Source organism: Cohnella thailandensis (genome assembly GCF_014212135.1).
Taxonomy (GTDB): domain Bacteria; phylum Bacillota; class Bacilli; order Paenibacillales; family Paenibacillaceae; genus Cohnella; species Cohnella thailandensis.
In genome coordinates, this window is sequence record NZ_JACJVQ010000007.1 from 106,293 (window position 1) to 123,412 (window position 17,120).

14 protein-coding genes are annotated in these 17,120 nt (G+C 55.9%); 9 read left to right on the forward strand and 5 right to left on the reverse strand.

The genetic code is table 11. The features are described from left to right. Positions 1-9 precede the first annotated feature (9 nt). Genes H7B67_RS10480 through H7B67_RS10490 form a run of 3 tightly spaced genes read left to right on the forward strand, consistent with a single transcriptional unit; the run spans position 10 to position 1,875 of the window. The gene (locus tag H7B67_RS10480) at positions 10-864 is read left to right on the forward strand and encodes an ABC transporter ATP-binding protein (RefSeq protein WP_185119772.1); all 855 of its coding nucleotides are present in this window, start codon (positions 10-12) and stop codon (positions 862-864) included. Then, positions 857-1,513: an ABC-2 transporter permease gene (locus tag H7B67_RS10485; protein WP_185119773.1), complete on the forward strand. Its 657-nt coding sequence runs from the start codon at positions 857-859 to the stop codon at positions 1,511-1,513. Before H7B67_RS10480 ends, H7B67_RS10485 begins: the two co-directional genes overlap by 8 nt. Further along, positions 1,510-1,875 (forward strand): GntR family transcriptional regulator, encoded by a 366-nt coding sequence (locus H7B67_RS10490; protein WP_185119774.1) that lies wholly within the window; start codon positions 1,510-1,512, stop codon positions 1,873-1,875. The genes H7B67_RS10485 and H7B67_RS10490 overlap by 4 nt, the downstream gene beginning before the upstream one ends. Before the next feature lie 99 nt (positions 1,876-1,974). Here H7B67_RS10490 and H7B67_RS10495 read toward each other — a convergent pair whose 3' ends face one another. Beyond that, entirely contained in the window at positions 1,975-2,289 is a 315-nt protein-coding gene (locus H7B67_RS10495) for a hypothetical protein (protein ID WP_185119775.1), read from the reverse strand. A gap of 252 nt (positions 2,290-2,541) precedes the next feature. Beyond that, the gene (locus H7B67_RS10500; protein ID WP_185119776.1) at positions 2,542-3,462 is read right to left on the reverse strand and encodes an AraC family transcriptional regulator N-terminal domain-containing protein; all 921 of its coding nucleotides are present in this window, start codon (positions 3,460-3,462) and stop codon (positions 2,542-2,544) included. Between the two features lie 145 nt (positions 3,463-3,607). Between H7B67_RS10500 and H7B67_RS10505 the strand changes: the two genes are divergently transcribed. Then, entirely contained in the window at positions 3,608-5,005 is a 1,398-nt protein-coding gene (locus tag H7B67_RS10505; protein ID WP_185119777.1) for an MFS transporter, read from the forward strand. A 47-nt stretch (positions 5,006-5,052) separates the two neighbouring features. On the opposite strand, the gene H7B67_RS10510 is transcribed toward H7B67_RS10505, so the two are convergent. Together H7B67_RS10510 and H7B67_RS10515 are read right to left on the reverse strand one after the other, a co-directional pair. Next, positions 5,053-7,104 (reverse strand): PKD domain-containing protein, encoded by a 2,052-nt coding sequence (locus H7B67_RS10510; RefSeq protein WP_185119778.1) that lies wholly within the window; start codon positions 7,102-7,104, stop codon positions 5,053-5,055. 2 nt (positions 7,105-7,106) lie between these two features. Next, the gene (locus tag H7B67_RS10515) at positions 7,107-8,534 is read right to left on the reverse strand and encodes an MFS transporter (protein ID WP_185119779.1); all 1,428 of its coding nucleotides are present in this window, start codon (positions 8,532-8,534) and stop codon (positions 7,107-7,109) included. 115 nt (positions 8,535-8,649) lie between these two features. Here H7B67_RS10515 and H7B67_RS10520 point away from each other — a divergent pair, with 115 nt between their 5' ends. From H7B67_RS10520 to H7B67_RS10540, 5 genes are all read left to right on the forward strand, one after another. After that, entirely contained in the window at positions 8,650-9,891 is a 1,242-nt protein-coding gene (locus tag H7B67_RS10520) for a helix-turn-helix domain-containing protein (RefSeq protein WP_185119780.1), read from the forward strand. A gap of 405 nt (positions 9,892-10,296) precedes the next feature. After that, complete coding sequence (locus H7B67_RS10525; RefSeq protein WP_185119781.1) at positions 10,297-11,490, forward strand: sensor histidine kinase; 1,194 nt, start codon at positions 10,297-10,299, stop codon at positions 11,488-11,490. A gap of 1 nt (position 11,491) precedes the next feature. Further along, positions 11,492-12,148 (forward strand): response regulator, encoded by a 657-nt coding sequence (locus tag H7B67_RS10530; protein ID WP_185119782.1) that lies wholly within the window; start codon positions 11,492-11,494, stop codon positions 12,146-12,148. A gap of 161 nt (positions 12,149-12,309) precedes the next feature. After that, entirely contained in the window at positions 12,310-14,481 is a 2,172-nt protein-coding gene (locus H7B67_RS10535; protein ID WP_185119783.1) for an MMPL family transporter, read from the forward strand. A gap of 91 nt (positions 14,482-14,572) precedes the next feature. Then, complete coding sequence (locus H7B67_RS10540; RefSeq protein ID WP_245363272.1) at positions 14,573-15,283, forward strand: alpha/beta hydrolase; 711 nt, start codon at positions 14,573-14,575, stop codon at positions 15,281-15,283. Positions 15,284-15,350: 67 nt separating this feature from the next. Here the strand turns inward: H7B67_RS10540 and H7B67_RS10545 are convergent, their stop codons facing one another. Further along, the gene (locus H7B67_RS10545; protein WP_185119784.1) at positions 15,351-17,069 is read right to left on the reverse strand and encodes an ABC transporter substrate-binding protein; all 1,719 of its coding nucleotides are present in this window, start codon (positions 17,067-17,069) and stop codon (positions 15,351-15,353) included. Between the last annotated feature and the right edge of the window lie 51 nt (positions 17,070-17,120).

Genomic DNA, 17,120 nt, shown 5'->3' on the forward strand with positions numbered 1-17,120 from the left:
AGGTACGACATGCTGGCCTTGGACATCCGGAATTTAAATAAGAAATATCCGAACTTTGAGCTTCGAGACGTATCGTTCCAGTTGGAAAAGGGTTATATCATGGGGTTTATCGGCGCCAACGGCGCAGGCAAAACGACCACGATCAAATCGATGCTGAATTTGATTCAGGCCGATAGCGGAGAGGTTCGCATACTGGGCAAGAAAATGGCGGAGCACGAAACCGAGCTGAAACAAGAGATCGGATTCGCCTTCGGCGGGATCGACTTCTATACCCGAAGCAAAATCAAAACGTTGACCGACGTGATCAAGAAGTTCTACAAAAATTGGAACGATGACACGTATTCCACCTATCTTAGAAGATTCAAATTGGACGAAAACAAAAAAATCGCCGAATTGTCGGCGGGGATGAAAGTAAAGTACAATCTGGCCATTGCCCTATCCCATGGCGCTAAGGTGCTCATTCTCGACGAACCGACAAGCGGACTCGATCCGGTCGCAAGAGACGATCTCTTGGATATTTTCCAATCGCTCGTCCTTGATGGCGAAGTCAGCATCCTGTTCTCGACTCATATCACATCCGATTTGGAGAAGTGCGCGGATTTCATCACCTTCGTCGATAACGGCAAAATCGTCAATAGTTCGGATAAAGAACATTTCAGGGAGACCTACCGACTGCTGAACGGCAAAGAAAGCGATCTGCATCAGGTGAAAGACAAGCTTATTTCCTACAAAGTGAACTCCTTCGGCTTTACGGGTTTGATCCACGCCGGAGACTTCGATCCGGCTCTCGATATTCGGGCAACCATACCGAGCCTCGAGGAGATCATGATCTTTTTCGCGAAAAAGGAGGAAACGTATGTATAACTTATTGAGGAAGGATTTAAAAATAGGAGTACATCCTATGTTTTTTCTCTTCCCGCTTTTAATGGGCGCCTTGATGCTCATTCCCGGCTGGATCTATTTCATTGTTCTTCTGTATTTCTGCTGGATCACGGTCCCGAATATTTTCTACGGATTTAGGTCCCAGAACGATTTGATGTTTACCGCCATGATGCCCGTGAGCAAAAAGGATATGGTGAAAGCAAGGATATCCGTTATTGTCATTCTGGAACTTCTGCATATCGTGATCGCCATGCTCTACGGTCTGATCACGACTCGCTTATACACGAACATAGACTACTATTTCTTCAAGCCCTCCCCGGGTTTCTGGGGCTTATGCTTTGTCATGCTGGCGATCTTCAACCTGACCTTAATCCCAATGTATTATAAAACGGCGTATAAATTCGGCTCGGCGTTGATCGTTTCCATTACAAGTGCCATGCTCTTTGCCGTAGCCGCTCAATGGCTGGGAATCCAGAATACGAAGATGTCCGAAATATTTAACGTGACCGTCGGCGACCACATGGCCCTTCACTCCTCCATCCTGATAGCGGGAATCGCGATCTTTATCGCGTTCACGTGGATCGCTTATCGAATGGCCTTTAAACGATTCCTGAAAGTGGAGATCCAATGAATGTAGCTATCTCGAACACCTCCGAAAAACCGATTTACCAGCAGCTTTTCGATCAAATCAGTGCCCAGATTCTAACTGGCGAGTTGCCCGGCGGCTATCCCTTGCCGCCCATTCGGCAAGCGGCCCAGGAGCTTCGCATCAGCGTCATCACCATCAAGAAAGCCTGGGAAGAGCTCGAACGAAGCGGGTTGATCACTACGACTACGGGAAAAGGGTGCTTCGTCGCTGATTTCTCCTCCGAAGAAATGCTTCGGATGCGCAACGATATGATCATGAAGCAGATGGCCGGCGACACGGACTACTACAAATCCTTCGGCCTCAGCTTAGAGGAAGCGATCGAGCTTCTGAAGAAGGTTTATTGACTGGAATAAGGGTGTCTCCGTCATCCGCGATGACTGCTGAGACACCCTCAAGCTCGGCGTCGCCTACGCCTGTTCGGTTATTCGGGTATCAAGACCTTATTAAGGGGCCAGCTTGGTGATGAGGTAAGGAGTTACGGTGCGTTGCGTGTTCGTCGGATTCTGAATCGTGATCCGCCAGTTCGTCGTGCTCGTAGGGAAGCTCTCGGAAGCAAAAGCCATCGCCGTCGGAGTGCTAATGGTCCAGCCTGCGTTCACCACGACTCTGCCTTCTGCGGCCGTCAGATTAAATGTCACGAACGAATTGGCGTCAACGGTATCGGAAGAGAAGACGGAGCGAAGAAATCCATTGCCAAGATTTTGGCGAATGCGAACTCTCCGGAGTCTGACGATTTTGCCCTTGCGCATTTTTCTCATGTTCGTCACCTCCTTTCTCGCTACTTAGTAAATGATCGTATCTGCTATCATGCGTAGACTTCTTCATCTGCTCATCTATCTATTTTTCTTATAAGCTATAAAAGATGGCTAAACGGCAGGCTTCGCGCATGATAGACTCCAGAAAAAGAGGCGGAACCGCTTCGACCTTTCCTTGGTCGAAGCGGTTCCGCCCCTTTTGCCGTTTTGCCCTTAAACACATGAGATATTATTCTCGCGACTGGAAGACGGCTATCAATCCTCAACCCCCCATGGGGCAGAAGATTTACGCATCTCTTTCATGTCCTGCAGCGGAGGCAGGCCGAACAGCCTGCGGTATTCCCGGTTGAATTGCGACGGGCTTTCGTAGCCGACGGCCGAGGCGGCCATCGTGGCTCCTACGGAACCGCTTAACATCAGCCGCTTGGCTTCCTGCAGCCGAAGCTGCTTCTGATACTGCAAGGGACCCATGGTCGTGATCGCTTTGAATTTGTGATGCAGCCCGGAAGCGCTCATGTTGCACGATTTGGCAAGCTCCTCGACGGTAAACGAACGATCGTAATGGTCTTTGATCCACTGGATCGCCTTGCCGATCCCATCCTCGCGATGACCGAAGAGCCACTTCTGGAAAAACAAGTGACCGTACTCCCCGGACAGCAAGCGGAAGATCATCTCCTTCTTGAGCAGTTCGGACAGATAGCGAACTTCCCCGGGACGTCCGAGCAGCTTTAGCAGCCGGTAAAAGATATCCAACAGCTCGGCATCCGATCGGCCGATGAAAGCTCCGGCATCGGGACCGTTCCCCTTCGGATCCGCGACCAGACCGGCCTCCATGACCACGGACGCGAGCTCCTGCGTCGTCAAATCGATTCGCAGCCCGACATAAGGCGTTTGCTCCGTCGCCCCGACGACTTGGGCGGACGCCGGCATATCGATCAAAGACGCCAAGTAATCTCCAGCCGAATAATCAAAGATCTCTCGGACCCGATAGAACCTCTTGCCCCCCTGTAGAATTAGGCAAAAAGACGGGGTCAAAATCCCCGAGCTCCTCAGGGTATCGCGGCTATGTTTAACGATGCTCAGATACGGGACGCCGGTTGGCGTTCGTCCCTCCGCAAGCGGAATTCGATTCGTCATGGCAAGGAGTCGATTCAAAGCTTTCTTGTGTTCCGTCATTCTCCCCCTCCGTTCCTAGCTCGAATTATAAAGCGGATTTGCAGCTTTAGGCAATAAATAAGCAGGAACGGTCTACTTCCTTCCGCCGATTCCATCCATAATGATTCTCGGAACGTTATCTTATCTCAAGGGAAGGAAGCCTGTTATGATTCCATCAAAATCGATCCTTTTAACCATTATTATCGCCTGCCAGCTTATCGTGGTGCTTGACGCCTCCGTCATGGTAACCGCCATTCCGGAAATCGGCCGTTCGCTGCGCATGTCGACGACAAGCTTGACTTGGGTTCAGAACAGCTATATCTTGGCCTTCGGCGGCATGCTGCTGCTGGGCGCCCGGGCGGGCGATCTGCTTGGTCGCAGAAGAATGCTTGCGATCGGCATCGGATTATTTACGCTTACCTCTCTGACGGCGGGCTTGGCGCCGACAGCCGGATTCCTGCTCGTCTCCCGCGCCGTCCAAGGCTTCTCGGCCGCGCTGGCAACGCCTGCCGCCCTGGCTTTATTATCCGCAAGCTTCGTAGAGAGCAAGGAACGCTCGAGGGCGATCGCGATGTACAGCTCGGTTTCGGCCGGAGGCGGCAGCATCGGTCTCCTTCTCGGAGGATTGCTTACGGATCTTATCTCTTGGCGCGCCGGGATGCTGATCAATGTCCCTATCGGAGTCGTATTGCTGATTCTGGTTCAGAGGCATATCCAGCCGACGGGCACGAGAAAAGGAAGGTTCGATCTCTGGGGGGCGATGTCCTCGGTCATCGGCATGACCGCTCTCGTATACGGCTTCGTTCAAGCCGCGGATCTCGGTTGGGGGAATCCGGCAACCTGGATTTGGCTTGCGGCCGGCATCGTTTCGTTGGCGGCATTCGTTCGAATCGAAGCGCGGGCGGCCGAACCGATCGTCCCGCTCCGATTGTTCGCAAGCCGCCAAAGGTCCGTCGCGTATCTGGGACGGTTCCTCTTGGTGAGCGGGAATTTCTCTCTCTTCTTCTTTATCCCTCAATACTTGCAGAACGTCCTGGGTTACGGCTCGCTTCAAGCCGGCTTGGCCTTCCTGCCGTTCACGGGCGCCCAGTTCGCGATGATGTACCTGATCCCCGGGCTGGTGAATCGCTTCGGCAACCGGAAGGTACTGACCGCCGGGCTGCTGCTCGCCATTCTGGGCACGCTCTGGTTAAGCCGGATCGTTTACGTGCAGGACGGGTTTTTCCCGCTTATGTTCATCCTGTTGATCCTAATGGGCATCGGAGCCGGCATGGCGTTCCAACCGCTCACCGCCATGGGACTCTCGGACGTGGAGCCTCGCGATTCGGGCGCGGCCTCGGGCCTTGTCAACGTCGCGCATCAGAGCGGTTCTTCGCTGGGGTTGGCCGTTCTCGTAACCGTATTTAACGGAATGCTCCCTGCCGATCCGCCTTCCCGGCTGGAGTTCGCCCACGGCGTTTCGGCCTCCATGCTGGGATCGGTCGTCTTCCTTGCCGCCGCCCTTGTCGCGGTTCTTCTCGGCTTCGTAACGGCTCGGAAAACAGCGACAGCCATGGACGCCTAAGTCCTGCGCTGTCGCTGTATCCTTGAGGGCCTTGAAGGCAGAATGCGTTACTTCACGACCACCCGCACTCGGCACAGATTCAACACTTGCGTATACAAGTCCTCGCTATCCCCGTTACGGCTCGATCCCGCGCGCAGCACCGGGAAGTACGTGCCGGGCTTGGAGAACGAGTGCGTTGCCCGGACGACGGCTTGCGAGCCTTCCTCATTCTCATAGACGATCGTTCCCTCGATCGGGAACGTCGCTTCCCCCTCGAAATCCCATGCCGCGGACACGATTCGGCCCGTATTCGGAGGCGCTTCGATCTTCGCTTCGAATCGCACTGCTTCGCCGATCCCGACGTCGGCGCGTTCTCCGCCGTTCGCCGTCAGACGAATAACCGGCTGAATCCCTTGGCGTTCGGCGGCGGTAGGAGGAACGATGACCTGGCCGTCCTTCACTTCATATCGGGTATTGGAGGGAGGAGCTATCCCTCTCTCCACCCAATCGCTCAGATCGAGCAGCGCCTGATGCAGCACCGGTACATAGCTTACGATATGGAGAGCGTCCAGAACGTTGTTCGAGCTATCGTCCGCGTGAAGGGCATGATCCACGTACCACAGCCGGAACCGATCGTCCATTCGATCGCCGAGATGCTCCTTCGCTTTGGATCGGTACCAGTCCGCCTGCCAAGGGAACGCGCTCTCGTCCATGAGCGTTTGCACGACGATCATTCGACCCTCGTAACGGCCGCTCTGAAGCGACCCCGCTCCTCCGTAGGCAACCATCGGCCCCACTTGAAGCGGACGCTGCGGATAGATCGGTTCTCCGCGCTCATCCCGGAATTGATCCCACACGGCATAATCCGGCGTCGGGACTTGATGCCGATGATAGGTTTGCAGAGCCAGGTAGTCGGAGTTATCGACCGCGATCTCGTCTCCGGCCTTCACTCTAGCCAAGCTATCCAGCGAAGCAAAGAAGCCGAACGCCGAGCCGATCGTCGCGACGTCCCCATCGATTTTTCCTAGAGGGATCTTCACGCCCGCGGCTTCGCCGCTCAAGATCTTGATGTAGGCTCCCTGCAGATAAGCATCCGCTGCCGGGGCATTAGCCAACCGGAAGGAAGGAATCGTATCCGCCGCTGCCGTCAGCATTTTCCAAGCTTCGTCTACCCCCATCTTCGTCGAGCTATCCGCGCCCGATCGTCGTTCGCTTCGCGGCCAGATGACCTCCGTGACGACAGTCTTGTGCCGAAGCCGAGCTTTGGCCGCCGAGCTGTCCGGATCGGCACCCAGATAGCCGGGAACCGTCCAGAATTCCTCGAAGTACGCAGGATCCAGATTCATCACGTGCGGCGAGAGAACCGTCAGAGCCCCGTCGCCGATTTCTTTATAGGCAAACCATGCCCGCGGAGGGAAGCCCATCTTGGTTACTTCCTCGAGCGCTTCCCGCTCCTCTTCGTTCAAGCCGGCGTACATGTCCCCGCTGCCGCCGGGCTCTATCGCATCCAGGATAGAAGGGAACTTATCCCAGAGGAGCCTCATCGCATGAACTCTTGCCGTGAACACGTTCGGAATCGCCACGGGCGTTCCGATGACGAACGGCACCGCTCCGTCCCAGATCCCCGTCGTATTTTCCATGAAGCTGATCGTCTTGAAGCCGCCGCCGCTGCCGCCGTAGATATATCCATAGGGACGATGCGGGCCGAAGTATTCGACCGCCTTGACCCGAGAGTAGTTCGCGACCGCGGCACTGGCCCGATATACAAGGGTGATGTCGGGGGAGGCGCCTCCCATGTTCGTCTCTACCAGATAAGAACCGCTGGAGACGGCGAAGCCGATCTTGTCGTCCACGCCGTCGATATGGCTCTGCGACGCGTTCTCGCTCCCTTGCACCGGATAAACCGGTTGGAAGAAGCGCCCCTTGTAAACTTCCTTATCCGGGAAATAGAAGGAGAATCGGGTCTCGGTCCCTTCGAAGCCGCCGTGAACGTACCGATGCCGCACCGGCGCCTCCCGCCATTCCTCGATGTCCACGTAAGGAGTTCGAAACTGGGGATCGTTCCGCCCGTCATATAGCGAGCTCGCTTGGTTTGCCGGATCGGTTTCTTGATTGAACATGGTTACATTCCTCCTGATTCGGTATGGGTTTGTTGTTGGTTGCGTCGCTCGGACAAGTCTCGGAAAATCCGCTTCTGCTTCTCTTCCGTCAAGTCGAACCACAGCATGCATATGGCGAACGCGCCGAATACGGCGGGCAGGACACCCACGAGAACCCGAAGGCCGAACAGCGTCGAGTCGGACTGCTCCACGTCCGGCACGTATCCGATCAGCGTTAGCGACCAGGCCGCGATCGCCCCGGATAAGGCGGTTGCGAACGTTTGAATGAATCCGTTGAACGAGCTCATGAACCCGTTCAGCTTCAGTCCGCTTCGCCACTCGGTGTAATCGATGGCGGCCGGCATCATCGCCCCTTGGGCAGGCGTGCCGAATCCGCCTATTAAGCTGGTGATGCAGGTTACCGCAATATGGATAATCAATCCGGTATTGTTCGCGGGAATGAAGAGGAAGATCGGACAGGTCGCCAGGTTGGCGATAACGCCGGCCACCACCGTCTGCTTCAAGCCGAATCTCCGGATCACCCGCTGGCTGAAGGCGACTCCGAACAAGGTCGGGATGAGGGCGACGATTCCCATGAGGGCCATCAGGCTCTCGTTATCGAAGAAATACTTGTAGAAGTGAATTTGAACGCCGGATCGTATTCCGGACGAGATAGCGCTTGCAAATATGTAAACGTACAAGATCAAGGCATATTTGTTCGTAAAAGTAGCGGCCAGCATCTGTTTAAGCGAAGGCGGCTTCTCGTCCTTCTTCGTCTCGATCGCGTATCGTTCCTTAACCTTGGCCGACTGATAGATCGAGAGGAGAACGGTCAAGACCGCAACCGCCGCCATCAATAGAGAGAAGCCGCGGGCATCGTTTCCCCCTCCAAGCGCTTTGTACAGAGGAACGACCCCTACTTGCACAAGCAAAGCCCCTAGCATAATAAAGAGAAAGTTGAGCTGCCCGACGGTGATTCTTTCTTCCAGCCTGCGGGTGACTACCGGAACGACGGCATTGCTCGGAATCGTGATCACGGTGCAAAAAACGCTGTAAACCGTATAGGTGACGACGGCGTAGGCGAGTCTCCCCGTTTCGCCTAGATCCGGAACCGTGAACGTCAGCCAGCCTACGATCCCGAAGGGGACGCCCAGGAGGACAAACCAAGGGGTATACTTGCCCCAAGGCGTCTTTACCTTATCCAAGAAAGCGCCGAAGAAAGGAGCGATCGCCGCATCGAGGATCCGAACCACCAAGAACAGAACGGCTACGAAGGCCGGGCTGATCTTCATCACATCCGTATAGAAGAACAGCAAATACATCTGGATGATCTGGTAATGAAACGTATTCGGCGCGCTGCCGATGACGAGGGCGATTTTCTCCCCTAGTTTGAGCCGCGGTTCTTCCCCTTCCCCGCCAACCGCTTGAGCAACAGCCTTATTCGCTGCCATAATGTTCCCTCCGCCATAGTTTTGAAAGCCTTTACACGGTCATTATGGCATACATTTTTTGAGCTCAATGGTATAATTAGCAGATATTTTGTATGAAAAGTTGAGGGGTGCAAAAATGTTCAACGCAGCAGAGAGGACCGATGCGGCTTATGCGGGCAAGCTGCTTCATGAGATGCTTCAGCTTACCGTCTACTGCCTGACGGATCGTCAGGAAGTACTGTTTCGGAGCTCGAGCTCGGCTCCTCACCCTCTGTTCGACGATCCGGCCGATTTGTACCGCATGATCGCCCGACAGGGTTCGAACCTAGCCGGCCCTATCCTGTACGAGTCGAACGACTTGGAGCAGTTCGCCGTCATCCCCGTTAAGCGGCAAGAAGATCAGCCGCAAGCCGTCATCGTGATCGGACCCTCCACCCATCGAATGGCGAGCGAGAAGCTATACCGGGAGCTCTCGATCGATCACCGGATCCCCATCCCCCAGCGGCCGAAATGGCTGGAGTACTGGAAGAGCATTCCTTTCGCGGACCGGATGAGGTTTCTTCATATCGGCGTGTCCGCGAATTGGATGCTGAACGGCGAAGCGCTGGACATTACGGACGTGCTGCAATCCAGCTTCCGATACAAGCTGCCGAACGGGCGGGAAGAGAAGGAGCTGGAGCTAGCCGAACGGCGGGAGCTCTCCATCTTCCATGAAGGTATCGCGGAATATCGCCAGATGCGCGAGCTCATTCGGCGCGGGGAACCGGAAGAATTGATGAGGATGCTGATGACGGCCGTCAAAGACGACAGTCAGGTCAAGGATCTCTCTAGACAAAGCCGGCTTCGCAAAGTCAAAAACATGTGCATATGCGCCATCGCCTTAAGCAGCAACGATGCCATGGAAGGCGGTTTGTACGAGGAGGCGGCGATGACGCTCTGCGATTTGCATATTCAGCATATCGAGGAATTGAACGAGTTGTCGCAGGTCGAAGCCGCCGTGTTCTCAGCTATCCTCGACTTCGCCGACCGCGTGCGCCAAAGCCGCCATCGCGGCGTCTCCAAATCCGTCCGGGCGAGCATGGAGTACATTTACTTGCATCTGTTCGAAGACATCCCGATGGACAAGCTCGCGGAGGTCAGCGGCCTCAACTCTCATTATCTATCGCAGCTGTTCAAGAAAGAAACGGGGCTGTCCGTCACGAGCTACATTCAGAGAGAACGAATCGAAGAGGCGAAGAGGCTGCTCGATAACACCCGAGATCCGATCTCGCAGATCGGCGATCGGCTCACCTTCTACGACCAGGCTCATTTCGTGAAAGCGTTCAAGAAGCATACGGGGGTTACTCCCAGGCAGTATAGGAATCGAAGACGGGAGTGACGGAGTTTGCGAGAGGCTTTCGGAGAATGCGGGAGTGTGCTGGAGTGTGCTGGAGTGCGGATGTTCGGAGTGTTGTCGGAACCCTGCCCTCCAATCGTGTAACGGACGTGAGCGACCCTTATTCGCCACTTTAAGCACACTACAAATTCTAACGGACATAGGAGCCCCTTAAACCTTCATTTCCGCCTATTTGAGCGCAAAAAGTCACGCTAAGGGTCTCCTATGTCCGTTAAAATCCGAATCCCCGCTATTTTTGCTTCTAAGCGTCTCCAGTGTCCGTTAGCGCCTCCTAAATCCGTGAGCCGCCGCGGTTCACCGACTTTATAGTACTTCGATCGGAAACTTTCAATGTTAACGCTAGATGGATTAAAATAACTAATACACATCGCCGGAAGGAGCCACCGTATGCTAGAGAGCCAGAATCGCTCCGCCCGCTCCCCTCTCTTAAGAATGAGCCGCGGTCCCGCCGTCGGCTGGATTGCCTTGGTCTTCGGCGGAACGCTTATCCTGCAGTCCGTATCTGAGCTGCGGATCGTCCCCTTGCTTTTTTTCGTCGGCTTGACCCTCCTGATTGCCTCCCTGATCTGGCAGGCGGACACGCTGACCAACCGCAGGCCTTGGCTTTATCTGACCGTGCAATCGCTTCTCGTCAACGGCTCCGCCCTGCTAATGCCGGATGGTTCCCCTATTCTGCTCGCGGCGTTGAATCCGGTGATCATCAGCCAGAGCTACGCGATCTACCCGGACAAAAGGAAATTCATCGCGACGTTCGCCCTGAACGCCTGTCTGTTCGGCGCGACGACGATGGCTATAACCGAAACTCCCCATCATGGGGCCTTATTCGTCGCATGGTTCATTCCCATGTGCGTCGTGCTGCTGGGAATAACGAACTTGGCCGTCCGGCAGCTTCAAACGCAGTTTCGCACCCAATCGTTCTTGACCGAGCTCGAGGTAGCTCACCAGCAGGTGGAGGAGCTGACGATCGCGAACGAGCGCCAGCGAATGGCCCGGGATCTTCACGATACGCTCGCGCAAGGCTTGGCCGGCATCGTCATGCAGCTGGAAGCGATCGACGCGAACCTCTCCAAGAATCGATCCGAGAGGGCCCGGGAGATCGTGCGGCAAGCCATGGACCGGGCCCGGCGCACGTTGGCGGAAGCGAGAGAGGCCATCGACGATCTCCGTTCCTTGTCGAAGCCGAAGCTCGACTTCGCGCAAGCCGTCAAGGAGGAAGCCGATCGCTTCCGGCAAGAGACGGGCATGCAGGTTCAACTGGATATCCAGGCGCCTTCTCCGCTGACCCATATCCTCGCGGAGCATGGTCTTCATATCGTCCGGGAATGTCTTGCGAATGCGGCCAAGCATTCAGAGGCAACCAATGTTTGGATTCGAATCCATAAGGCCGATCGTTCGCTGGCCATCGAGATTCGGGATGACGGGCAAGGCTTCAATACGGCATTCATCGGCAAAAGCTTGGGGCATTACGGTTTGGTGGGCATTCAGGAGCGCGTGCGCATTATCGGAGGGTCTTGCGAGATCGACAGCGGCTCGGAGGGCACCTCCATTCGGATTCTTGCTCCGCTGCCGGAAGGAGATTAACATGATTTATCGAGTCATGATCGTGGACGACCATTTCTATATTCGGGAGGGCTTAAAGCTTATCCTGGAAACGAGCGATACCTACGAGGTTGTAGCCGAAGCGGGGGACGGAGCCGAAGCGCTTATTCTGTTGGAAGCGGCGGAGGCGAAGCCCGACGCGATCCTGATGGATCTGAACATGCCCCGGTTAAGCGGGCTGGAGACGATGCGGGAGATGAAGGAACGAGGGATCGATATTCCCGTCATCATCCTCACCACCTACAACGAGGACGAGCTTATGCTTCGCGGGCTGGAGCTCGGAGCACGAGGTTATCTCTTGAAGGACACGGGAAGAGAAGCCCTGTTTCGAACGCTCGAGTCCGCTCTGCGGGGAGAGACGCTGCTTCAGCCCGAGATTTTGACCCGCGTATTCGAGGCAAAATCGAAAGAAGCGGCTATATCCGCGCCGACTGCCCGCAAGGATATGCCGCCCCTATCCGATAAAGAAAGAGCGGTCCTGCAAGCCATCGCCCGGGGAGCCCGGAGCAAGGAGATCGCCCTAGAGCTCGGCATCTCCGAGAGAACGGTCAAAGCTCACCTTACCGGTTTGTACAACAAATTGGGCGTCGATAACCGAGCCCAAGCGGTCGCCGTCGCCTCGGAGCGCGGTCTCGTATAGAAGAAGTTATAGACGTATGGCAGAGCTGCTTTAGCTCTCTCATACGTCTTTTTTCTGCCCATAATTGCCCGAAAGGGCATGCCCTTTCGAACGATTCGCGTCCCTCCGATCTCCCGTAAGATGAATTCATCCTACAGAGACAAAGTGGAGGGAACAAACACATGGCAAAATGGTTGTATCATCTCGGCAAAGGCGCCTACCGCCGTAAAAAAACGGTTTTCTTGGGCATGTTAGGACTGTTGATTCTCGCGATATCGGCAGGCATCGGCATGGGCTCCGCCTTCAGCGGAGATATGAGCATTCCCGGAACCAAATCGGAGAAAGCCGGGATCGTCATGCAGGAAGCGTTCGGGGGCGGCTCCGAAGGGGGCGGAACGATCCGCTTGATCTATAAGGCGCCGGAAGGCGAGACGCTCGAATCCGAGTCGGTCAAGCAGTTGATCCAATCGACCGAGCAGGAAGTCGCGAAGGATTCCGAAGTCGCTTCGATCGCCCCGTTATATGAATCGAATACGATCAGCGCGGACAAGCGGATCGGCTATTCTACCGTCACCTATAAGTCGGCCGCAGGCGACGTGACGGACGAATCCATCGAGCATGTTCAAACGGCCATCGAAGCAGCCAACGACAGCGGCTTGCAGACCGAGCTCGGCGGAACGGTCGCGTTGTCCGAAGTAAGCCCCGGCGGGATATCCGAAGTAATCGGAGTCGCGGTCGCGTTCCTGATTCTGATCCTCACCTTCGGCTCCTTCGTGGCGGCCGGCCTTCCTATTCTGACGGCCCTCGTCGGACTGGGAACCGGCATTATGCTGATCTTCGTCGTCTCGCACTATTCGTCCATTCCGACGTTCTCCTTATCCCTTGCGTCCATGCTTGGACTAGCCGTCGGAATCGATTACGGCTTGTTCATCATCTCCCGCTTCAAGCAGAATCTGAAGGCCGGCATGGAGCGCCAAGAAGCGGCGGCCATGGCCAACGCGACCGCGGGAAGCGCCGTCGTGTTCGCGGGTCTTACCGTCATAATCGCGTTGCTCGGGCTGCAGGTTACGGGCATTCCCTTCTTGGGCGCGATGGGCATCGCCGGAGCCGTTACGGTTCTCGTAGCCGTGCTGATCTCCTTAGTCCTTACCCCCGCTCTACTCGGCGCAACGAAGAAATTATTCGTACCGAAAGCTAAGAAAAATGCAAATGCCGCTCGATCGCAAGAGAAGCAGTCTTCCGAATCCAATGTCTGGGGCCGTCTCGTCACTAAGTTTCCTTTGCCGGCGGTCATCGTATCCGTTCTGGTATTAGGCTTGATCAGCCTGCCGTTCCTCGACATGCACACCGGATTGCCCAACAACGGAACCAAATCGATCGACACGACGGAACGCAGAGGCTACGACCTGCTTGCGGAAGGCTTCGGCCCGGGCTTCAACGGTCCTCTTGTCATCGTGGCTAAAGCGGATTCGGGAGCAACCGATCCGTCGGCAGCGATTGCCGAAGCGACCAAAGGCCTCATCGACCTGCCGAACGTGGCCAGCGTCACTCCTCCGCAGCTCAACGCGGCCGGCGACACGGCGATCTTGACGCTGCTGCCGGATACGGATCCTCTGGACACGAAGACAAGCGATCTGGTGAAACTCATACGAGAGCAGTCCGATAGCAACCATGCGCAAACTCACGCGGAATTGATGGTAACGGGCAGCACCGCGGTCGATATCGACATCTCGGATATGCTGAACAAGGCGCTCCCTAAGTTCGCCGGGCTGATCGCCGGACTCGCGTTCGTTCTTCTGGCCATCGTGTTCCGTTCGATCCTGATTCCGGTCAAGGCGGTTCTCGGCTACCTGCTCACGCTGACAGCGACGCTAGGGTTTGTCGTCTATGTCGTTCAAGAAGGACACATGGCCGGTTTCTTCGGGATCGCGGAGCCCGCCCCCGTGCTGAACTTCCTGCCGGTCCTCGTCGCGGGCATCCTGTTCGGGCTCGCCATGGACTACGAAGTGTTCCTGGTCAGCGCGATGCGCGAGAAGTTCGTTCACGAGAACCATCCGAGGAAAGCCATCCTGTATGGGATCAAGTCGAACGGCAGAGTCGTGCTCGCGGCCGGTCTGATCATGGTAACCGTCTTCGCCAGCTTTATCTTCGCGGAGGATACCATTGTCAAATCCATGGGACTCGCCCTCGCCTTCGGCATTCTCTTCGACGCTTTCATTGTGAGATTAACGCTCGTACCGGCGCTTATGTCCTTGCTCGGCAAGTCCGCCTGGTTCTTCCCGAAGTGGCTCGATCGCATCCTGCCGAAGGTCGATATCGAAGGCGAATCGTTCCAAAAGATCAGTAGTCGATAATCATCCATTGCATCCGGACGGGCTGTGCTTTACGATTCTAGTAAATACAATGACTAGGAGAGTCACTCATGCCGATTAGCGCTCCATTGCCTTGGAGAGAAGTTTTTACGGACGGGGCTGCCCACACCGTCGCTGGCGATGTGCGGATAATCGAAGCCTTCCCGATTCCGCAGCTTCAGACGGAGCGGAGAGTCTGGATTTATTTGCCGGGGAACTCGCTGTCGATCATGGGGGCGACGAGCGCAACCATGAATATAACTTAACGATTAACGCGGAATATGGCTTCGGAGGCAAAGGAGAGGCCTATGCCGCGTTCCTGGCGGAGACGCTCAAACCGTATATCGACAGCCGCTATCGGACGCTTCCCGAACCGGAGCATACGATCATCGGCGGAAGCTCGTTCGGCGCTTATGTCTCGCTGTTTGCGGCCATTCGCTATCCGCATCTTTTTGGCCTCGTAGGCGGGATTTCCTTCGTCATGTGGCACGACGACGGCGCGATCCTCGAGTTGATCCGGCAATCGGTTCTTTCCCCCGCGCTGCGCGTCTTCCTAAGCATCGGAGAACTGGAGACCGACAATCCCGAGTTCAATCGGCTTGCCAACGAGCACGTTGCGCTGGCCCGCCGGACGCTGATAGCGGCAGGGGTCCCGGAGAGCCGCATCCGGTTCGATGTCGTTCCCGGCGGAACGCACCACGAATCACGTGGAGCGAACTGTTCCCCGAAGTACACCGCTGGTTGCTCCAGCCGTAAATCCCATTACGCGAACAAGATGGACAGACGCCAAGCTTGCTCGCAGTAGCGCAAACCAAAAAGGAATCTCCCACGGAGACTCCTTTTTGGCTTTTCAAACCTCGATTGGCGATCCCTTACTGAATCTCCTTCCCCGTAAACAACCGGACTCTGTCCTTCACGAGCTCGGTATAGATAGCCTCCATCTTCTCCGCTCCCGCTTTGTTCAGGTCGGCGAGGAATTGGTCGTATGCCTTGTCGAACTCTTCCGGCTTCGTCATGATCACCTTCGGAATGCTCTTGTCGACGATATCCTGCGTTTTCTGGTACAGCACGAGGTAGTCGCCGTCCGTCGGAACCTGCATGTTGTACAGCGCGCCCCATTCCTTGACGGGCAAATCGGTCGGCCAGAGGTCCTTCCAGGTCCTGGCATTATAGCCTTTAAGCGCTTCCTTCTCGGCGTCCGAGTAGCTGGCCTCGATCTGTTCCGGGAAGTTCGTGGTGTAGTAGTTGCCCGTCGAATCCTTCACGCCGTCGCCGTAGTGCGCGCTGAAGACCGTATACAGCTGGACGCCGGTTGTTTTGCTGAAGTTGGCATTGTCGTTCACCTTCGCGTTCAGGACGTCGTCCGGAATGACGCGCTTGCCGGCGGAATCGACCGTGTATTGCTTGCCTTCGACGCCCCAGTTGTTAAGGATTTGGCCTTCCTCGGAAGCCATCCAATCCAGGAACTTGATGGCGCGAACCGGGTCCTTGCACGCCGTCGTGATGCTGATGCCGTAGCCGTCGACGCCGAAAGGCTGCAGTTCGTGCGATTGGAACTGGTCGCTCAACGTAACCGGGAAGTGCCCGTACGTCTTGTCGTGTTGGCCGGCCGACTTCAGCGCGTTCTCCGCGTTGCCGTACTCCCACTCCGGCGAGATCAGGCCCAGTACGCGGCCGCTGGCGATTTTCGCCTGATACTGATCGTCCTTCTGGACGAAAGTGTCCTTGTCCAAAAGTCCTTCGTTGAACATATGGTTCAGCCACTTGAAGTACTCGCGTTCCTCGGGCCGTTTGTAGTGGAGCTGAGCGGTATAGGTGCTCGGATCGACGTAATATTCGCCGTCGCCCCCCGCGCCGGTCGCGTTCGAGGCCGGGTCGGTGATCGTAATCATCCGTTTCCAGCCATCGCCGTTGAGCAGCAGCGGAATCGTCGGCTGCCCGTCGGTCGCGGGATACTTCGCCGCGTAGTCCTTGAGTACGTTTTCAAAGTCTTGCACGGTCTTGATCTGCGGGTAGCCGAGCTCCTTCAGCACGCGAAGCTGAACCTCGAAGCCGCCGGTCGAGTCGAAGTATTCGTTGCCGACGCCGACGTTCGTCGGGATCGAGTAAATCGCCGGATCGTCGACGCTGTATTTCATGCGGTTCATGTTGTCCTTCATGAGGGCTTTGATGTTCGGAGCGTATTTATCGATGAGGTCGGTCAGATCGAGAATGGCGCCCGCGTCGATCAGCTTGCCCAGCTCGCCTTTGGCGGCTATCAAGTCCGGATACTGCCCGCTCGCGGCCATCAGGGAGATCTTGCTCTGGCCTCCGCCGCTGGCGACGTCGAACTCGGCGTTAATCGTGACGCCCGTCTTCTCGGTGATGGCCTTGCCCACGTCGTCCTGCATGTTGTTCCAGTTCGGGCTCGTATCGGCGCCGAAGAACGAGAACGTTACGGGAGCCGTATCCGCCACGCCGCCGGCATCAGCGGATTCGGAAACGCTCTCCGTTTGGCCCGAAGAATTATCGTTGTTTCCGCTGCAGCCGCTAAGCAGCAGCACGCCTGTCAACGTAAGCAGAGAGACCGATTTCATGCTGTTTCCCTTCATTGAACTTCCCCCTTGTTTGGATAACAGAATACGCTTACAGTTCGTTATTAT

Bases quoted from the DNA above. Each gene is read 5' to 3' on its own strand.
- H7B67_RS10480 (WP_185119772.1), top strand. From the start codon at position 10: ATGCTGGCCTTGGACATCCGGAATTTAAATAAGAAATATCCGAACTTT.
- H7B67_RS10485 (WP_185119773.1), top strand. From the start codon at position 857: ATGTATAACTTATTGAGGAAGGATTTAAAAATAGGAGTACATCCTATG.
- H7B67_RS10490 (WP_185119774.1), top strand. From the start codon at position 1,510: ATGAATGTAGCTATCTCGAACACCTCCGAAAAACCGATTTACCAGCAG.
- H7B67_RS10495 (WP_185119775.1), bottom strand. From the start codon at position 2,289: ATGAGAAAAATGCGCAAGGGCAAAATCGTCAGACTCCGGAGAGTTCGC.
- H7B67_RS10500 (WP_185119776.1), bottom strand. From the start codon at position 3,462: ATGACGGAACACAAGAAAGCTTTGAATCGACTCCTTGCCATGACGAAT.
- H7B67_RS10505 (WP_185119777.1), top strand. From the start codon at position 3,608: ATGATTCCATCAAAATCGATCCTTTTAACCATTATTATCGCCTGCCAG.
- H7B67_RS10510 (WP_185119778.1), bottom strand. From the start codon at position 7,104: ATGTTCAATCAAGAAACCGATCCGGCAAACCAAGCGAGCTCGCTATAT.
- H7B67_RS10515 (WP_185119779.1), bottom strand. From the start codon at position 8,534: ATGGCAGCGAATAAGGCTGTTGCTCAAGCGGTTGGCGGGGAAGGGGAA.
- H7B67_RS10520 (WP_185119780.1), top strand. From the start codon at position 8,650: ATGTTCAACGCAGCAGAGAGGACCGATGCGGCTTATGCGGGCAAGCTG.
- H7B67_RS10525 (WP_185119781.1), top strand. From the start codon at position 10,297: ATGCTAGAGAGCCAGAATCGCTCCGCCCGCTCCCCTCTCTTAAGAATG.
- H7B67_RS10530 (WP_185119782.1), top strand. From the start codon at position 11,492: ATGATTTATCGAGTCATGATCGTGGACGACCATTTCTATATTCGGGAG.
- H7B67_RS10535 (WP_185119783.1), top strand. From the start codon at position 12,310: ATGGCAAAATGGTTGTATCATCTCGGCAAAGGCGCCTACCGCCGTAAA.
- H7B67_RS10545 (WP_185119784.1), bottom strand. From the start codon at position 17,069: ATGAAGGGAAACAGCATGAAATCGGTCTCTCTGCTTACGTTGACAGGC.